Source organism: Croceitalea sp. MTPC6, assembly GCF_036985525.1.
Taxonomy (GTDB): Bacteria; Bacteroidota; Bacteroidia; order Flavobacteriales; family Flavobacteriaceae; genus Croceitalea.
In genome coordinates this window covers 1-17,668 of sequence record NZ_BTGR01000010.1, presented here as the reverse complement: position 1 = coordinate 17,668, position 17,668 = coordinate 1, and the positions used below count along the sequence as shown (strand labels likewise).

The window sequence follows — 17,668 nt, the reverse complement described above, 5'->3', positions numbered from 1 at the left end:
TGGTTTGATTGGCTAAAATACGAAATAGTGCCTAAAGCACTTGTTTTAAAAGCTCTTTGATCTCACTAAGCATCATGGCAGTAGCACCCCAAACCACATAACCATTTAATTTAAAGGCAGGTACATCAATTTTATCTGCATACGAAGTTGTAAGGTTTTGATAGGTTAAATTTCTTTCATCCATAAAATCTGAATATAAAACCTCAACTAAATCTTCAACCTCACTTTCTTGAATCCTAAATGGTTTTGGCTCTGCATAAACTCCAATATAGGGTTGTACCATAAAATTGCTGGGCGGAATATACAAGTCGCTCAACTCCTTTAATACTTCAATTTTAGATGGCAATACTCCTACTTCTTCTTTTGTTTCCCTAAGTGCAGTTTCTAAAAGGTTTTTATCAGCTTCTTCAACTTTCCCTCCAGGAAAACCAACTTGATTGGAATGTACTCCCTTGTAGGTCTTTCTTAAGATAAGCAATAAGCGTGTTTCCTCTTCTCTTCCAGGATAGAACAAAGCCATTACAGCAGCTCTCTTTGGTTTACGCTCTGCAATTTTTTCAGAATCCCGCCATTGCTTTCTCATTTCTGGTTCCATTTTAAAATGGGATTCCTCACCGGGCAATGGTAGATTCTTTATTTTAGTAACCTGTTTATAAAAATCAGTAAAATTCATGCTTAAGGACAGTATTACTTTTGGTACAAGTTTACTATTATTTTTTCTTGTGGGCTGTGGAGAATCTAAAAAGGAGCAGCAAAAAACCATTGCCAAAGAAGTAGAATCTGTAAAAATAGATTCAGCTACTGTAATATTAGAAGAAAAAGAGGAATCCCAAGAGCCTTTTCAACTCTCTGAAGAAAATGCAATTGATTTTTTCTTTGAATACGCAAAAACGTTAAAAAAAGATAAAGTAAAGCTAACGACCAGTCTTGGTAGTTTTACCATAGAATTATATGATAATGTACCTTATCATAAAGCCAACTTCATTTATTTGACAAAGCAAAAGTATTTTGATAATACCATGTTCCATAGGGTAGTGAAAAATTTTATAATTCAAGGTGGAAATTCAGATAACCGAGAAACTGCTAAAAAAAGGACTAAGATTGGTAGGTATTTACTTCCACCAGATGCCAAAAAAGGACACAAACACCATAGAGGTGTAATTTCCATGCCAAGTAGTGAACGTGACAATCCACACAAATTAGCATCCCCTTATGAGTTTTTTATTGTGGTGACCAAACCTGGTTCTTACCATTTGGATGGTAGCTATACCCCTTTTGGAAGGGTAATTGAAGGAATGGATGTAGTTGATAAAATAAACAATGTAAATGTAGATAAAGGAGATTGGCCCATGCAAAACGTTTATATCCTTAAAGCTGAAGTTCTTTAGGGATTTTTACGATAAATATTGGGCAATCTTATACCAAACTTTACCGCTAGTAGTCTAAGGCTTATCACTACCAAAATACCACCAACGTAGGCATAAGCATCAACAATAGGCAGCTGTTCCAACAAGAAAAAGCTAAAACCTCCTAAAATACAAGGTGTAGCATATATTTCCTTTCTAAAAATCACAGGGATTTCATTACATAGAATATCTCGAATAACCCCTCCAAAACTTGCTGTTATAGTTCCAAGTGCTACGCACATTACAGGTAACAAACCTGCATCCAAACCCTTTTCTATGCCTATCATAGTAAAAAGGCCCAGACCAATGGTATCAAATAAAAACAGTGATTTCCTAAAGTATTTCAGCTGTTTTACAAAAATAATGGCAAATATGACCGAAGCTAAAATTGTGATTACATAAGTAGAATCCCGCATCCAAACCACGGGGGTATTTCCAATCAATAAATCCCGCAAAGTTCCCCCTCCTATTGAGGTTACAAATGCTATGATTATCACCCCAAATAAGTCAAGCTTTTTTTCCATTGCCACCAATACCCCAGAAATGGCAAAGGCAATTGTTCCCAATATATCGATTACGGTATAGAACATAGTTTATAATTTCTGAGTGTAATAGTTGTAGTCTTTCAGTACTGTATCTAAATACTGTATATCATACAATTCAGATTTGGTCTGTAAAATACTATCCACTTTAACACGCAAAGCCGTTAATGTTTTAAAATCATTGCTTTTACGTGCCACTCGGTAAGTTTCCTTGATAAGCCTAACATCTTTATCCGTTAAAAGAGTAACATTGGTAAACTTGGGCTGGTACGCTTCTTCAACCTCCTCCAAAATGGTATGGGAAACTTTTGTTTTCTTTTTTGTACTAATAACAACCGTGCCAGCTGCTGCATCACCCAAACGTTGTCTACGTTCAGAAAAAAGTATAGTTAACAACCCTATTGACCCAAGAAAAATCCATATATCAACCAAACGCAACATCCAACGCACCAAATAATTGCTCCAATGTACGGGGCTTCCATCATACCGTACCACTCTCATTTTGAGCAACATTTTGCCAACGGTTCGACCATTAAAAATACTGTGCATCAAAAGGCTATAAAACATAGCCGGTAAAAATATTAGTGCTACAAGACCTCTTTGGGTCCATCTATCCTCGTATATATACCCAATTGCATCTCCAATAACATTTACCAGTATAGCATAGAGATAAAGAATAAAACCGTCTATAAAAAAAGCAACGATTCTTTCACCAATACTTACAATTTTATAATTAAGGTTAACATTTTGCGTTGTATTGATTTGAAGGTTACTCATTAAGTATTAAATTTAGCTTGGTAAATACAATTTATGCGCGAAGCCGCTTTTGTGAAGCAAAATAAGGAAAAATGGATAGCATTTGAAAAGGCTATCAATCTTAGCTCCAATACCAACCCTGATGAACTTGCCGATGGTTATATCCAGCTCACCAATGATTTAGCATACGCCCAAACGTATTACGAAGAAAGTAAAACTTTATTGTATTTGAATGCATTAGCTTCGCAAGCCCATCAAAAAATATACAAGAACAAAAAAGAAAGTGGCAATAGGATTATTGACTTTTGGGTTACTGAATTTCCTTTATTTTTTAAGCAATATCATAACACTTTAGGGGTAGCTTTTTTAATTTTTATGGTTGCTACTGCAATCGGCAGTATTTCTGCGATAAACGATTCTACTTTTCTAAGATTGATACTTGGAGATGCTTATGTAAACGAAACATTGAATAATATTTCCAAAGGTGACCCAGCAGCAATATACAAGGGTGGTAGTGAAATAGGAACTTTTCTAGGAATTACCATCAATAATATTAGGGTTGCTTTTTTAGCGTTTGCCTTTGGTGTTATTACCAGTATTGGCACTGCATACATCTTGTTTAGCAATGGGGTAATGTTAGGGGCATTTATCACGTTTTTTTACACTAAAGGGGTCTTTTTTGAAGCTAATAAACAGATTTGGTTACATGGTACCATTGAGATTTCTGTTATTATCATCGCAGGTTGTGCAGGACTTATCATGGGGAACAGTGTTTTGTTTCCCAAGACATATTCACGGCGGGTTTCATTCATGAAAGGGGCAAAAGATGGCTTGAAGGTTGTTATAAGTACAATTCCATTTTTTATAATTGCAGGCTTTATAGAAGGCTTTATTACACGGTACACCAGCATGCCCAACTGGTTGGCATTTTTAATTATAGGAACTTCTCTTTTACTAATACTGTTTTATTATATCATATATCCCATTTTGTTAAATAGAATACATGGCAGACAATTACATACCGCTACGAGTAAATCGTGACTTTGGCGATATTATAACTACATATTTTGATTTTTTTAAGCAGAACATAAAAAAGTTTACCAATGTTTTCTTGAGTTACAATGGTATTTTTTTGATTGGCTTATTAATAGCTAGTTACCTATTAGTTTCGGGTTTTATTGGCTTGATAGCTTATGAAAATACCCCAAACCGTTTTACATCTGGTGTAGAACTTGAAGAAAAATATACAATCTATTTAATTGCTGGTGGAATCTTGTTTTTTATCATCTTTTTAATGGTAATGGTATTGAATTATGCTCTGGCAAGTAGTTATATGATAAAGTATGATAACCATCAAAACAATAAGTTTGATAAAAAGGAGGTTTGGGAGTACACCAAAGGGCAATTTGGAAACATTATTATATTCATTCTATTGTTAATCCCTATCTATTTGGTTTTCTTTATTGTTTCCATTGTATTTGCGTTTATCCCAATTGTCGGCATTTTTGTTCAGTACATACTACAATTTTTTATAACTGCTTGGTTAGGGGTGTCTTTTTACGAAATGCTCCAGAATAAAAAAGGGGTAACTGATGGTTTAGGTGAAGGTTGGAATCTGGTCACTAAAAATTTCTGGAAGTCAGTTGGAGTAAATTTTATTATGGGTCTTTTATTGGGTATCTTAATATTTATAGCACTAATAATACCTGGGGTAATCATAGGCATTTATACCTTTCATGTAGTTGAAAATAATGTTGATTATTCTACCTCAGTAGTATCTACCGTTATATATACACTAGGCACTTGCTTGGTTTTGATAATCGCTGTTTATGGTCAGTGTCTTTCACAATTCGTAAACGGTATTTTGTACTATGCACTTCATGAAAAAACATATAATGTGAATGCAAGAAGTAAAATTGAACAAATCGGAAAAAGCGAATAGTGAAACTACTTCTGACTCTTATCATATCCTTTTCTTTTGGTTCACTTGTATTTTCTCAAGAAGTTACAACAGACACCATAGTCCGCATAGATTCCTCTTCGACTTTATACGACCGTTACATAGATGAAGAGTTGAATAAAAAATATATGGGAGAAGATTTTAATTATGATACCAAAACCGGGGAGTCGCAAAATCTCCTAAGTCGTTTTTTTAGATGGATTGGAATAGGGCTACGTGATGTTTTCGGAATAAACCTATCCCCTGAAGCTTTAAAATTACTTGAGTATACCATCTATTTTTTAATGGGTGGCTTGGTCATCTATTTACTGGTCAGGGTTTTGGTCAATGAAAAATTCAATTCCATTTTCACAAAAAAGGCAAAGACCATTTTTGATATTGATTTAGCTGAGCAGCATATAGAAAGTTTAGATTTAGATGCGTTGTTAAATGCTGCATTAGAAGATAAAAATTATCGGTTAGCAATCAGGTACCATTTTCTCAGAATCTTAAAGCGGTTGTCCCAAAAAGATATTATTGAATGGCACTTTGATAAGACCAATTCTGACTATCAAAACGAAATAGCACCAAAACAATTACAATCAGGTTTTAAAGAAGTAGCTTATTTATATGACTATATCTGGTATGGGGAACAACCCATTGATGAAAAAAAATATGACACAGCAAGAGCCAGGTTTAAAGCTTTGAATAATTTAATAGCAAATTAGGTTGGATAAACGTTCAAAAATCATAATTATAATTTTTGCTGTAGTTTTAGTAGGTATTATCGTAACCGAAATTACGCGTCCAAAACCTATTAATTGGAGACCTTCTTATACTTCAGAATCAAAGATTCCTTTTGGATGCTATGTGCTTTATAACGAATTACCACAGCTTTTCTCTAAAACCAAAACTATTAACGTAAACGAAAGTGTTTATGACCTTATGGTAGAAAGGGATTCTACCCAAAGCTCCAATTATTTGCTAATAAACAATAATATTCAACTAGACAAACAGGAAACCAATCAACTACTAAATTATGTTTCCAAAGGAAATTCTGTTTTTATAGCAGCAACTTCTTTTAGCTATTTCCTAAAAGACACTTTAAATGTAGAGCTGGCCAGTAATTACTCCTTAGTAGAAGATACGGTAACGGTTGAGCTAACCCATAAAAAGTTCAAAGCTCAAAAATTTGAATTATCAAGAGGAGCATCCAAAACCTATTTTAGTTCTGTAGATACCCTAAATACAGAAATATTAGGATATGTAAAGTATGTCAATAAGAACTCCTTAACTGCTGGAAATACAACTATTATAGAGGAACCAAATTTTATACGAACAAAATTTGGCAACGGTTATTTTTACTTTCATACAGCACCAGAGGCATATAGTAATTATTACATGCTAAAGGGGAATAAAGACTACGCAAGTAATACATTTTCATATATAAATGACAATTTATTGTATTGGGATGATTACAAAAAGGCTGGCAGAGTGGTCATAGATTCTCCCATGCGCTTTGTTCTAAACCAAACTGCACTAAAATGGGTATATTATTTAACTATGGGTGGACTTCTACTTTTTGTGATTTTTAAAGCCAAACGGGAGCAACGTATTATCCCAGTAATTAAACCTCTGGAGAACTCTTCTGTTGAATTTGCACGTACCGTTGGCACTTTATACCATCAGAACAAAGACTACACTAACCTTATCAATAAAAAGTTGAATTATTTTTTGGCAGATTTAAGAAATCGTTACTTTATTGATACCACCACTTTAAACGAAAAAAGTATTCATCAATTAGCTGCAAAATCTGGCAAATCCGTTGAAGAAGTAAAAAAACTAATAGAGTTTATACTGTACCTTAAAAATGAAACGGTGCATAGCGAACAAGACACTATAGAATTAACAAAAAAAATAACAGCATTTAAAAATTAATATGGAAGATAACACAAAAAAAGACAAGCCGTTGGAGTTTAACTCAAGGGTGGACCTTACCAAATTACAAGAAGCGGTAACCAAAGTAAAATCAGAACTGGGCAAAGTAATTATTGGTCAAAAAGACATGGTTGAGTTATTGATAATCTCAATTTTAGCAAATGGCCATTCCCTTATTGAAGGTGTTCCTGGTGTTGCTAAAACCGTAACTGCAAAACTGTTGGCAAAGACTATGAATGTGGACTTTAGCAGAATCCAGTTTACACCAGATTTAATGCCAAGTGATATTTTGGGAACTTCCATTTTCAATGTAAAAACCTCGGAGTTCGAATTTAAAAAAGGCCCTATTTTTTCCAATATTATATTAATTGATGAAATCAATCGTGCACCGGCAAAAACACAAGCCGCCTTGTTTGAAGCTATGGCAGAACGCCAAATTACCATTGATGGTGAAGAATATGATATGCAACCTCCTTTTTTAGTATTTGCCACTCAAAACCCTGTGGAACAAGAAGGAACTTATCGCCTACCCGAGGCACAATTGGACCGTTTCCTTTTTAAAATAAATGTGGATTACCCATCTCTGGAAGAAGAGGTTCAGATATTGGAGAGTAAACATGAACAAAAAAACACTAACGTTGAAAGTTTAATTAAATCCGTTCTTTCGGCAAAGCAAATAGCAGAATATCAAAATGTGATTAAACAAATTATTGTAGAAGATAATCTTCTAAAATATATCGCAGCTATAGTCAATAATACCCGTACCAATGCAAATCTTTATCTGGGGGCTTCCCCTAGAGCTTCAATTGCCATAATGGATGCCTCTAAAGCCTTAGCCGCAATAAATGGTAGGGATTTTATAACACCTGAGGATATTAAAAAAGTAGCAAGCCCAATTCTTTCGCATCGTATTATTTTAACTCCAGAGCGTGAGATGGAAGGTTTTACCGCAGAAAAAGTGGTACAACAATTAATTGAAACCATAGAAATACCAAGATAAGAAACGTGAAGAAGGCATTTAAAAGTATTTATTTTCAAAAAAGGTTCTTTATAGTATTAACAACTATTATAGTAGGGTTTTTACTATCATTCATCTTTGAAAATCTGTTTGGTGCCGTTCGTATTCTATTCTTTGTGTTTCTCGTTTTTATTTTAGTGGATTTATTACTGCTCTTTTTATCAAAAGGAGGGATAGAAGCAGAGCGAGTATTGCCCGATAAATTATCCAATGGTGATGAAAACCCCATTCAGATTCAACTTGCAAATCAATACCTTTTTAATGCTAGTATCAAGTTAATTGATGAACTACCATTTCAATTTCAAAAACGCGATTTTGGGTTGATAAATAAAATAAAAAGTGGAGGTACTAAATCGTACTCATATTCGGTTAGACCAACTGAAAGGGGGGTATACTCCTTTGGTAGTTTAAATATTTTTGCAAGTTCCCCAATTGGTTTTTTATCCAAAAAGTTCACTTTTGATAAAAGTAAGGAAGTACCTGTTTATCCTTCATTTTTACAATTACGTAAGTACGATTTGATTGCTTTTACCAATCGTCTTTTTGAATACGGCCTTAAAAAGATTAGACGTATTGGACATACTATGGAGTTTGAGCAAATTAAGGACTATATCCAAGGTGATGATATTCGCAATATCAACTGGAAGGCAACGGCAAAAAAAGGGCAATTGATGGTAAATCAGTTCCAAGATGAAAAATCTCAGCCTATTTATTCGGTGATAGATAAGGGTAGGGTGATGAAAATGCCATTTGAAGAGTTGAGTTTATTGGATTACGCAATCAATGCTACTTTGGTCATCAGTAACATAGCTATAAAAAAGAATGATAAAGCAGGGATGTTTGCTTTTAGCAACTCCATTGAAAACAGGGTAGTTGCCGAACGTAGAAGTTCTCAAATGAATTTAATTCTGGAAACTCTTTACAATCTAGAGACTAATTTTGTTGAGAGTGATTTTAGCAGACTTTATATAGATGTTAAACGTAACCTAAACCAACGGAGCTTACTATTGCTCTATACAAATTTTGAAACCTTAGATGCTCTTAATAGACAATTGCCATACCTGCAGGCAATTTCAAAACAACACCTGCTTGTAGTTATATTTTTTGAGAATACTGAACTACTGGAGTTTGCCGAAAAGAAAGCAGATACCACACAGCAAATTTTTGAACAAACAATCGCGGAAAAGTTTATTTACGAAAAGAAACTTATCGTAAATGAATTAAGAAAATATGGCATACAGACCATTCTGACAAAACCAGAAAACTTGACTATAAATACCATAAACAAGTATTTAGAAATTAAAGCTAGGGGCTTACTTTAGGGTTATTCTGTATGTAGTAAAGAGTTGGTTAATCTTAACTCATTTAAAGTTGGTAACCGTTCATTTACAATCAAATTCACATCTTCACCAAAATTGAGGGAACTTGTGATTACCCTTTTCTTTTTCTTCTTTTTAGTAAAAATATCAATGGTAAAACCAACTGCAACTCCACCCAGAACTGTTGCTAATACGTCCCCATTGTCCCATTGATTCCCCTCTTGACCAGAATCTATGGCTTCTTTTCCCAAACCAATTAACAAAGCACCACCAACGGCACCAGCAAAGGTCCAATAACGGTCACCATTGGAAATTTCTTTAGCAATCCCAGCTCCTGCTAGGCCAAACAATGCTCCTCCCGCAAAATGTAATGCTTTATCTTTTTCTATTTGAGAATTTCCTAAATTAAAAGATAAAAGAGCTATTAATAATAGTATAATTAATCTCATAATGTTCTAAGCCAAATATAAGTAACCAATACAATTCTTTGCATACTATTATATAAACGGTTGATTATTAGGTTTAAAAGGCAGAAATAATTATGTTCCTACGTAAAGAGACAAACTTAAAATTTGACTCTCCCAATTTATATAAGTACAATACTAGATTCATATCTACTTAAAAATCATTAATTTAGATAAGTGTTTAAGTTTAAAACATAGCCTATGAAAACTATATCCTTACAAACAACAATCTGCCGGAGTTTTTTAAGTATACTTGGGATACTCCTTTTAACACTTAGCACTCCAGTTTCAGCCTTTCAAACAACTGAAACCAGCTTTAACCAATTTGAAGGTGAAGTTGTGGATGCTGAAAACAATAACCCTCTAGTTTTCGCTACAATAACCGTAGAAGGAACTAATATTAGTACAATCACCAATACTGAAGGTACTTTCCTACTGAAAGTACCTGCTTCCATGAATGATGGTACCGTTCTTTTCTCTTTTATTGGATATACAACTGAGAGAATTGCGCTTAGCGACTTAGAATCTAAGAAAAACAAAATCAAACTTAAAACCTCTGCACTTCAACTATCAGAAGTTGATATTAACGCACCAAAAGATGCCAAGGCTTTGTTTAGGGAAACCCTTAGTAAAAAAGGGGTTAATTATTTTGAAGACCCTACATTAATGACTGCGTTTTACAGGGAAACAATAAAGAAAAGGAGAAAGAATGTATCCTTATCTGAAGCAGTTGTAAATATCTACAAAACACCATATTCATCAGAAAAAAGAGATGCTGTAGAATTATATAAAGCAAGGAAAAGTACAGATTATAGCAAATTGGATACTGTAGCCTTAAAACTTCAGGGAGGACCCTTCAATACACTTTACGTGGATATAATGAAGTACCCCGAATACATTTTCACCAACAAATCCATAGATGATTATGAGTTTACTTTTGATAGGTCCACAAGGGTCAATGATAGGCTTATATATGTTATTAATTTTAATCAGTTAAGCAGTATACAAGAGCCATTGTATGAAGGCAAATTATATATTGATGCTGAGGATAAAACCTTAACAAGTGCCGTCTACAACTTAAATATTACCAATAGAGAACTCGCTGCTAGACTTTTTGTTAGGAAAAAGCCTGCTAAAGTTGATGTATGGCCTACTGAGGTTGCCTACCGTGTAGATTACCGCAGTAAAAATGGTAAATGGTATTACGGCTACAGTAATGTACTTTTAGAGTTTAAAGTGGACTGGCAAGACAAGCTTTTTAACTCTGTCTATAGTATGACTGCTGAAATGGCCGTTACTGATTGGGAAAAAAATGATACTGGTAAATTGCCAAAATATAAAGAGCGCTTAAAAAAATCAATTATTCTAAGTGATGAGGCACTTGGGTTTTCAGACCCAGATTTTTGGGGTGAATACAATATCATAGAGCCTGAAAAATCTATAGAATCTGCAATTAAAAAAATTCAACGCCAACTTAGAAGAGCTAAGAAGAACGGAACTTCTGAACCTTAAAAAGATTAGGGGAAACCTCCCGAAATTATTGGGAGGTTTTTTTATTTCTTAAACTCTTTGAGCGTCTGAATAATTATTGAAACACAATCAAGAAGCTGCTCTTTTGTCATTACCAGAGGTGGTGCAAAGCGAATAATATTGCCATGGGTGGGTTTTGCCAACAACCCATTTTCTTTTAGCGCCATACAAATATCCCATGCCGTAGAACTATCTTCGGTAGCATTGATTAAAATTGCATTCAATAATCCTTTACCTCTCACCGAAGTTACCAAATCGCAGTTTGGAATAAACTCATTGAGTTCCTTTCTAAAAAGTACTCCCAATTCATATGCGTTTTCCGCTAATTCTTCGTTTTTTATTACATCCAAAGCAGCAATACCAATTGCAGCGGCAATAGGATTGCCTCCAAAAGTACTACCATGATTACCAGGGCGAATAACTTCCATAATGTCATCATTTGCCAAGACAGCGGATACTGGATAAGCTCCTCCTGAAAGTGCTTTTCCTAAAATTAAAATATCTGGCTTTACATCTGGAGTTCCACTACAATGCTTATCTGAACAAGAACAATTACCACAAGTGGCCAAAAGCCTACCAGTACGAGCAATACCCGTTTGAACTTCATCAGCTATAAACAATACATTGTTCTCCTCACATAATACTTTGGCTGCTTTTAAATACCCTTCCGAGGGTACGTAAACCCCAGCTTCACCTTGAATAGGTTCAACCAAGAAACCTGCAATATTTTTATCGCTTTTTATTGCTTCTTCTAAAGCAGTAAGATTATCATATTCAATTTTAATGAAACCATCGGTGTAAGGTCCAAAATTTTTACGTGCAACCGGGTCATTGGAAAATGAAATAATTGTAGTAGTCCTACCATGAAAGTTATTCTCGCAGACAACTATTTTTGCCTCATTCTCGGGAATGCCCTTTTTTTCATAAGCCCATTTTCTACAGATTTTTAAGGCAGTTTCTACAGCTTCAGCTCCAGTATTCATTGGTAAAAGTTTATCAAACTTAAAAGTATCCGTAGCATACTTTTCAAACTTACCAAGCATATCATTGTAAAATGCCCTAGAAGTTAAGGTAAGTGTTTGAGCCTGTGCCGTCATTGCCCCAACAATAGATGGGTGACAATGTCCTTGGTTTACTGCAGAATAAGCTGATAAAAAATCATAATATTTTTTACCTTCAACATCCCATACAAATACACCTTCTCCCCTACTCAAGACTACAGGAAGTGGGTGGTAATTGTGGGCTCCGTACTTGTTTTCTAAATCTATCGCTTGCTGCGATGTTAAATGTTCTAAAACAGCCATTTTAATCGTGTTTAAATTAAAAAAATAACCATTCCTGCGATACCTTTATCCTTTCGAAGTCTCGAAAATTCAGCGTGGGAGAGAAATCATCCCTAGTAGAAATGTAAAATTAACAAAATTTGATCAAATTGGATATGGCAATCATTTGACTTTCATACAAAATCAACTCTTAAAAACCCCTATTTTTGCCCGATGCGAAAGAGAAACAAAAGACAGCTATTTGAAAAGATAGAGGTTATTGATGCCGGAGCAAAAGGGAAATCAGTTGCTAAGGCGCCAGACGGACGAGTAATTTTCTTATCCAATGCTATTCCAGGAGACGTTGTCGATGTGCAGACCACAAAAAAACGAAAAGCGTATTTTGAAGGAGTAGCAACCCACTTTCATAAACTTTCGGAAAAAAGAACAGAACCTGTTTGCCAGCATTTTGGGGTCTGCGGTGGTTGCAAGTGGCAACATATGGGTTACGAGCATCAATTATACTTTAAGGAAAGAGAGGTTGAAAATAACTTAAAACGTATTGGCGGTGTAAATCTTCCAAAAATCACTCCAATCTTGGGGTCTAAGGAACAGTATTTTTATCGCAATAAGATGGAATTTTCTTTCTCGGACAGTCGGTGGTTAACATTGGATGAAATTAATTCTGACCAAGAAATAAATGATAAGAATGCACTTGGTTTTCATATTCCAGGGATGTGGGATAAAATTTTGGACATTAAAAAGTGCCATTTACAAGAAGACCCTTCCAATTCAATTCGTTTATGGGTGAAAGATTTCGCAGAAGCAAATAATTTTAAGTTTTATAACCCAAGACAACAAAATGGATTATTACGGACTTTAATGATCCGTACTTCATCTATTGGAGAAATTATGGTGGTTATCCAGTTCTACGATAATGACAAAGCTAGCATAGAACTCTTATTGGAAAATTTGAATAAATCTTTTCCGGAAATTACCTCATTACAATATGTAGTTAACCAAAAAGGAAATGATACCATTTATGATCAAGAAGTAGTCTGCTTTTTAGGTAGAGACCACATTTTTGAAGAAATGGAGGGATTACAATTTAAAATAAATGCCAAATCATTTTATCAAACCAATTCAGCACAAGCTTACGAATTGTATAAAATAACTCGAGATTTTGCCGGATTAACAGGAAACGAATTAGTTTATGATTTATACACTGGAACGGGTACAATAGCCCAGTTTGTATCTAGGGATGCAAAAAAAGTTGTCGGTATTGAGTCTGTTCCAGAAGCAATTAGTGATGCTAAGGCAAATGCGAAACATAATAAAATTAGCAATACAGATTTTTTTGTTGGGGATATGAAAACTGTTTTTGATGATGATTTTATTTTAGCAAATGGCACACCCGATATTATTATCACTGATCCCCCAAGAGATGGAATGCATAAATTAGTTATTGAACAATTGTTAAAAGTTGCGCCAAATAAAATCGTTTACGTAAGTTGCAACAGTGCAACGCAAGCGCGAGACTTAGCCCTACTAGATGAAAAATATGAAGTTTCTAAAGTACAACCAGTTGATATGTTTCCGCAAACCCATCACGTTGAAAATGTTGTACTTTTATGCAAACGGGTATAGTTTTTGAAGCTTATTTTTAAGACCCTATGAAGAGAATCCCCATTGTTTTATTAATTCTTGTTTTAATCATAAATTTCTCATCCTGTGAAAAGGATGATATTTGTATAGATGGAGATACCCCATTATTGATTGTAGGCTTTTATGATGCAAGTTCTGAAGATACCACTGTTTTTAAATCTGTTCCTAACCTACGAATAAAGGCAATAGATAATAATAGTATTTTTTCTTCTGACATATTTTCTGACCGCTCTACTGTTGCGGACTCTGTTCTAATTCCACTTCGTATAGATGGTGTAAGCACCTCTTATGAATTCATAATCAATTCCGTCGATGATGCTACAACAATGGAAGAAACGGGAAATATAGACACACTAGGTTTTAGCTATACTCTTGGGGAGGAATTTATATCCAGGGCTTGCGGATTTGTAGCCAATTACAATGAACTTGATACTATACGTACCATAAGCAATGAGGATTGGATCCGCCGGGTTTCCATAGTTGAGAAAAATATTACTAATAATTCTACTACTATCAATGTCAAGATATTTCACTAGCCTTTTTTTGTTTTTTATAGGGCTTTGGGCGAATGCACAAGTAAATAAAACTGTGGATTTAAACCCGAAAGATTCTGTAGAATACAAGCAAAAATATGGATTGCGTATTGGTGTGGATCTAAGCAGACCTATTTTATCTTTTCTTGATGAAGATTATACTGGATTAGAGTTTGTAGGTGATTATAGGCTTAAGGAAAATTTGTTCATTGCCGCAGAACTAGGAAACGAAAAAAGAACAGATACAGAAGGTGTAGGCAGTACCGCCTTGTATAATTACACTACTTCTGGTAGTTATATAAAACTGGGATTTGATCACAACACCTATGGTAACTGGTATGGGGAGCAAAATTTTGTAACTATTGGAGCACGCTATGCTTTTAGCACCTTTAACCAAACCTTAAATAATTATCGCATCTTTAATAGCAACCGCTTTTTTAATACGGAAGAATTTACAGATTTAGTAACTGTTGCTGAAGAATTTGACAGCCTAAATGCTTCATGGTTAGAGCTAGTGGTGGGCTTTAAAGCTGAGTTGTTTAAAAATATCTATGCTGGTGCAAGTATTCGCTTGGCGTATTTGGTAAGCAACAAAGAGGAAGAACGCTTCCCTAATCTTTGGATACCTGGTTTTAATAAAGTAACTGATGGTAGCAAATTTGGGGTTGGCTATAACTACTCTATCTCTTACTTCATTCCGCTTTATAAAAAAGCAAAGAAAAAACGTGAAGAGACGGAAAATTAAGTATCATAAAAATCCCTAATTAGACCTAGCTTTTTTGCTTCCCTCGTACATTTCGTAATTCACCAATCTTGATTCCAATTTCCCATTGAATACTTTTATTTTTCTCGATGGTCTAAGACCTACATGTTTCAATGCTTGTAGGTTAGAAGTAATTAACCATGCATTTGTATTAGGATAACCTTGTTTTAAAGTGTCTCCAATTTTACCGTAAAAAGTTTCTACATCAATATTCAAACGCTCACCATAAGGTGGATTAAAAACCATTTTCAAATTAGTGTCGAAGGGTTTGTCCGTCCTAAAAAAGTCTTTGCGTTCAATCGTTATATATTCGGAAAGGTTTGCATTCTCTACATTTTCCTGTGCTTTTCTAACTGCTGAAGGAGCCTTATCATGACCTATGATTTTATGATTAAACTCCCTTATTTGATTTAATCTTGAGTCAATAATTTTTTGAAATAATGTTTCATCAAAATCGTTCCAATTCTGAAAAGAAAAAGATTCTCGATTAATATTTGCAGGTATATTACAAGCCATCATTGCCGCTTCAATTAAAAAAGTACCGCTACCACACATAGGGTCCAAAAAATCTGTACGACCATCCCAACCACTCATCAATAGTAATCCCGCAGCCAAAACCTCATTTATTGGTGCTATGTTGGTTGCAATACGATACCCCCTTTGATGAAGCGAAGCCCCAGAACTATCTAAAGAGACTGTACAATCATTATTATAAATATGAATATTGATTCGAATATCTGGATTACCCGTATTCACGGAAGGTCTTTGACGCTCTGTATCTCTAAATTTATCAACTAGAGCATCCTTTGAACGCTGTGAAACAAAAAGTGAATTATTAAAAACATCTGAGTTCATAGTAGTATCAAACGCAAAAGTTTGACTACTTTCAAAATAATCTGACCAATCGATGTCATACAACTGTCTATAAAGTTGCTTCTCATTAAAAACTTTAAAACTTTTAATAGGTTTAAAAACTTTTAAAGCGGTTCTAAGGGAAAGGTTCGCTTTATACATAAAGCCTGTATCACCTTCAAAAGTAACATTCCTAATACCCTCCTTTACATTACCTGCGCCCAAATTCCTTAATTCTTTAGCCAATAATGGTTCAAAACCATAAAGGGTTTTGGCCAGCATTTTAAAATTACCTTCCATAGCTTGAAAAATGTTCGCCAAAAATAGGCTAATTTTAGCCCTTATATCATCTAACCAGTAAATTCGAGTCTTAATGGTGTATATCTTGCCTATTTTTGCTGTCTTGGCGAGCTTTCTCTTTGTGTATATAGCGAAACCTGAGAGTCAAAAAAATATTAAGCTATTACTAGCTTTTAGCGGGGCATTTTTGTTGGCACTTACTTGTTTTGAGTTGTTGCCCGAAGTATATCAATCACCAAATCCAAAAACGATAGCGCTATTTATTTTAGTGGGAATCTTACTTCAGATTATTTTGGAATCTTTCTCAAAAGGAGCGGAACATGGTCATTTACATTTAGATTTAAAAAAGAATAATTTTCCAATTGCCTTGTTTTTTAGTCTGGCACTACATGCGCTTATTGAAGGATTGCCAATTGCAGATGATAATAACATTATTTATGGAATCTTAATCCATAAAATACCAGTAGCAATAATTCTATCTATTTTCTTACTGAATTCAACCTTGAAAATGGGCCATTCCCTTATGTTTATTATTCTATTTGCTTTAATGACCCCTTTAGGTAGTTTATTAGCGTTAGAATCAAATTTCATCGAGACCTATAGTACTCAACTTACTGCATTGGCAATTGGTGTATTTCTACACATTTCAACAGTGGTTTTGTTCGAAAGTGCTCAGGGACATACTTTTAACCTAAGAAAATTAGTAGTGATTATTTTAGGTATAGGATTGGCCTATTTTCTATAATTTATATTATGAAGTTATAGATACACCACCAATGACTAATAGCACCTCCCAAAACAAATAAATGCCAAATAAAGTGATTAAAAGGAATCTTTTTTATAGCATAAAATAGTATTCCTATTGTATAGAAGCCTCCCCCTAAAGCTAGATAGAATAATCCTTCAGAAGAAAAGTTTTGTATTAAGTAGTTATAATCTATAACTACAAGCCATCCCATTATACCATATAGAATTAATGAAAATGTTTCAAACTTACCAGTAAAAAAAAGTTTCAATATTGTTCCGAGGATAGCAATCCCCCAAACTAAGTATAATAGTAATATCCCTTTTGAATCTTTGAGTATAGATAAACAGATTGGAGTATAGGTTCCAGCAATTAAATAATAAATACTTATATGGTCTAAAACCCTTAATTTCTTTTTCAGATTAGGGTTTCTTACCCCATGATAAATAGTAGATGCGATAAAAAGTAATAACAAGGATATACTATAAATTATTAACCCCAGTTCTAGATTTTTAACTGGTTCCTTTAATAATAGAATACCTCCTACTAAGGCTAGGATAATTCCTAATCCATGGGAATAAGTATTAAGCTTTTCCTCAAGTTGTCCTGTTGAATTCATTCCTTAATATACTGCAT

19 protein-coding genes are annotated in these 17,668 nt (G+C 34.3%); 12 read left to right on the top strand and 7 right to left on the bottom strand.

The genetic code is table 11. The features are described 5' to 3' along the window. Nucleotides 1-31 precede the first annotated feature (31 nt). Nucleotides 32-673 carry an NUDIX hydrolase gene (locus AACP56_RS15660; protein WP_339335430.1) on the bottom strand — a complete coding sequence of 214 codons (642 nt, stop codon included), beginning with the start codon at nt 671-673 and terminating at the stop codon, nt 32-34. Here AACP56_RS15660 and AACP56_RS15655 point away from each other — a divergent pair. Beyond that, the gene (locus AACP56_RS15655; RefSeq protein ID WP_339335432.1) at nt 672-1,388 is read left to right on the top strand and encodes a peptidylprolyl isomerase; all 717 of its coding nucleotides are present in this window, start codon (nt 672-674) and stop codon (nt 1,386-1,388) included. The two genes, AACP56_RS15660 and AACP56_RS15655, sit on opposite strands and share 2 nt — an antisense overlap. Here the strand turns inward: AACP56_RS15655 and AACP56_RS15650 are convergent. Both AACP56_RS15650 and AACP56_RS15645 read right to left on the bottom strand, forming a co-directional pair. Beyond that, nucleotides 1,385-1,996, bottom strand: coding sequence for a trimeric intracellular cation channel family protein (locus tag AACP56_RS15650; protein ID WP_339335434.1), 612 nt, complete (start codon nt 1,994-1,996; stop codon nt 1,385-1,387). The two genes, AACP56_RS15655 and AACP56_RS15650, sit on opposite strands and share 4 nt — an antisense overlap. Before the next feature lie 3 nt (nt 1,997-1,999). Continuing rightward, entirely contained in the window at nt 2,000-2,725 is a 726-nt protein-coding gene (locus AACP56_RS15645; RefSeq protein WP_339335436.1) for an RDD family protein, read from the bottom strand. A gap of 33 nt (nt 2,726-2,758) precedes the next feature. Here AACP56_RS15645 and AACP56_RS15640 point away from each other — a divergent pair, with 33 nt between their 5' ends. Genes AACP56_RS15640 through AACP56_RS15615 form a run of 6 tightly spaced genes read left to right on the top strand, consistent with a single transcriptional unit; the run spans nt 2,759 to nt 8,921 of the window. Next, complete coding sequence (locus AACP56_RS15640; protein WP_339335438.1) at nt 2,759-3,745, top strand: stage II sporulation protein M; 987 nt, start codon at nt 2,759-2,761, stop codon at nt 3,743-3,745. Beyond that, complete coding sequence (locus tag AACP56_RS15635; protein WP_339335440.1) at nt 3,708-4,646, top strand: hypothetical protein; 939 nt, start codon at nt 3,708-3,710, stop codon at nt 4,644-4,646. Before AACP56_RS15640 ends, AACP56_RS15635 begins: the two co-directional genes overlap by 38 nt. Continuing rightward, nucleotides 4,646-5,371: a DUF4129 domain-containing protein gene (locus AACP56_RS15630; RefSeq protein ID WP_339335442.1), complete on the top strand. Its 726-nt coding sequence runs from the start codon at nt 4,646-4,648 to the stop codon at nt 5,369-5,371. The genes AACP56_RS15635 and AACP56_RS15630 overlap by 1 nt, the downstream gene beginning before the upstream one ends. A 1-nt stretch (nt 5,372) precedes the next feature. After that, a complete protein-coding gene (locus AACP56_RS15625; protein WP_339335444.1) occupies nt 5,373-6,581 on the top strand; it encodes a DUF4350 domain-containing protein in 1,209 nt (402 codons plus the stop codon). A 1-nt stretch (nt 6,582) separates the two neighbouring features. After that, entirely contained in the window at nt 6,583-7,581 is a 999-nt protein-coding gene (locus AACP56_RS15620) for an AAA family ATPase (protein WP_339335446.1), read from the top strand. Between the two features lie 5 nt (nt 7,582-7,586). Further along, nucleotides 7,587-8,921 carry a DUF58 domain-containing protein gene (locus AACP56_RS15615; RefSeq protein WP_339335448.1) on the top strand — a complete coding sequence of 445 codons (1,335 nt, stop codon included), beginning with the start codon at nt 7,587-7,589 and terminating at the stop codon, nt 8,919-8,921. 2 nt (nt 8,922-8,923) lie between these two features. On the opposite strand, the gene AACP56_RS15610 is transcribed toward AACP56_RS15615, so the two are convergent. Continuing rightward, the gene (locus AACP56_RS15610) at nt 8,924-9,367 is read right to left on the bottom strand and encodes a hypothetical protein (protein ID WP_339335450.1); all 444 of its coding nucleotides are present in this window, start codon (nt 9,365-9,367) and stop codon (nt 8,924-8,926) included. Nucleotides 9,368-9,583: 216 nt separating this feature from the next. Here AACP56_RS15610 and AACP56_RS15605 point away from each other — a divergent pair, with 216 nt between their 5' ends. Then, complete coding sequence (locus AACP56_RS15605) at nt 9,584-10,894, top strand: carboxypeptidase-like regulatory domain-containing protein (RefSeq protein WP_339335452.1); 1,311 nt, start codon at nt 9,584-9,586, stop codon at nt 10,892-10,894. A 41-nt stretch (nt 10,895-10,935) separates the two neighbouring features. Here AACP56_RS15605 and rocD read toward each other — a convergent pair whose 3' ends face one another. Beyond that, nucleotides 10,936-12,216: an ornithine--oxo-acid transaminase gene (rocD, locus tag AACP56_RS15600; RefSeq protein WP_339335454.1), complete on the bottom strand. Its 1,281-nt coding sequence runs from the start codon at nt 12,214-12,216 to the stop codon at nt 10,936-10,938. 192 nt (nt 12,217-12,408) lie between these two features. Between rocD and rlmD the strand changes: the two genes are divergently transcribed. The 3 genes from rlmD to AACP56_RS15585 are packed head-to-tail and all read left to right on the top strand — an operon-like array spanning nt 12,409 to nt 15,117. After that, nucleotides 12,409-13,821 (top strand): 23S rRNA (uracil(1939)-C(5))-methyltransferase RlmD, encoded by a 1,413-nt coding sequence (gene rlmD / locus AACP56_RS15595; RefSeq protein ID WP_339335456.1) that lies wholly within the window; start codon nt 12,409-12,411, stop codon nt 13,819-13,821. Between the two features lie 26 nt (nt 13,822-13,847). Further along, nucleotides 13,848-14,375: a DUF6452 family protein gene (locus AACP56_RS15590; RefSeq protein WP_339335458.1), complete on the top strand. Its 528-nt coding sequence runs from the start codon at nt 13,848-13,850 to the stop codon at nt 14,373-14,375. After that, nucleotides 14,356-15,117, top strand: a complete 762-nt coding sequence (locus AACP56_RS15585) for a DUF6048 family protein (protein WP_339335460.1) — start codon at nt 14,356-14,358, stop codon at nt 15,115-15,117. Before AACP56_RS15590 ends, AACP56_RS15585 begins: the two co-directional genes overlap by 20 nt. A 15-nt stretch (nt 15,118-15,132) precedes the next feature. Here the strand turns inward: AACP56_RS15585 and AACP56_RS15580 are convergent, their stop codons facing one another. Then, the gene (locus tag AACP56_RS15580) at nt 15,133-16,287 is read right to left on the bottom strand and encodes a THUMP domain-containing class I SAM-dependent RNA methyltransferase (protein WP_339335496.1); all 1,155 of its coding nucleotides are present in this window, start codon (nt 16,285-16,287) and stop codon (nt 15,133-15,135) included. Nucleotides 16,288-16,360: 73 nt separating this feature from the next. Here AACP56_RS15580 and AACP56_RS15575 point away from each other — a divergent pair, with 73 nt between their 5' ends. Continuing rightward, nucleotides 16,361-17,032: a ZIP family metal transporter gene (locus tag AACP56_RS15575; protein WP_339335462.1), complete on the top strand. Its 672-nt coding sequence runs from the start codon at nt 16,361-16,363 to the stop codon at nt 17,030-17,032. A 1-nt stretch (nt 17,033) separates the two neighbouring features. Here AACP56_RS15575 and trhA read toward each other — a convergent pair whose 3' ends face one another. Beyond that, a complete protein-coding gene (gene trhA / locus AACP56_RS15570; protein ID WP_339335464.1) occupies nt 17,034-17,651 on the bottom strand; it encodes a PAQR family membrane homeostasis protein TrhA in 618 nt (205 codons plus the stop codon). Between the last annotated feature and the right edge of the window lie 17 nt (nt 17,652-17,668).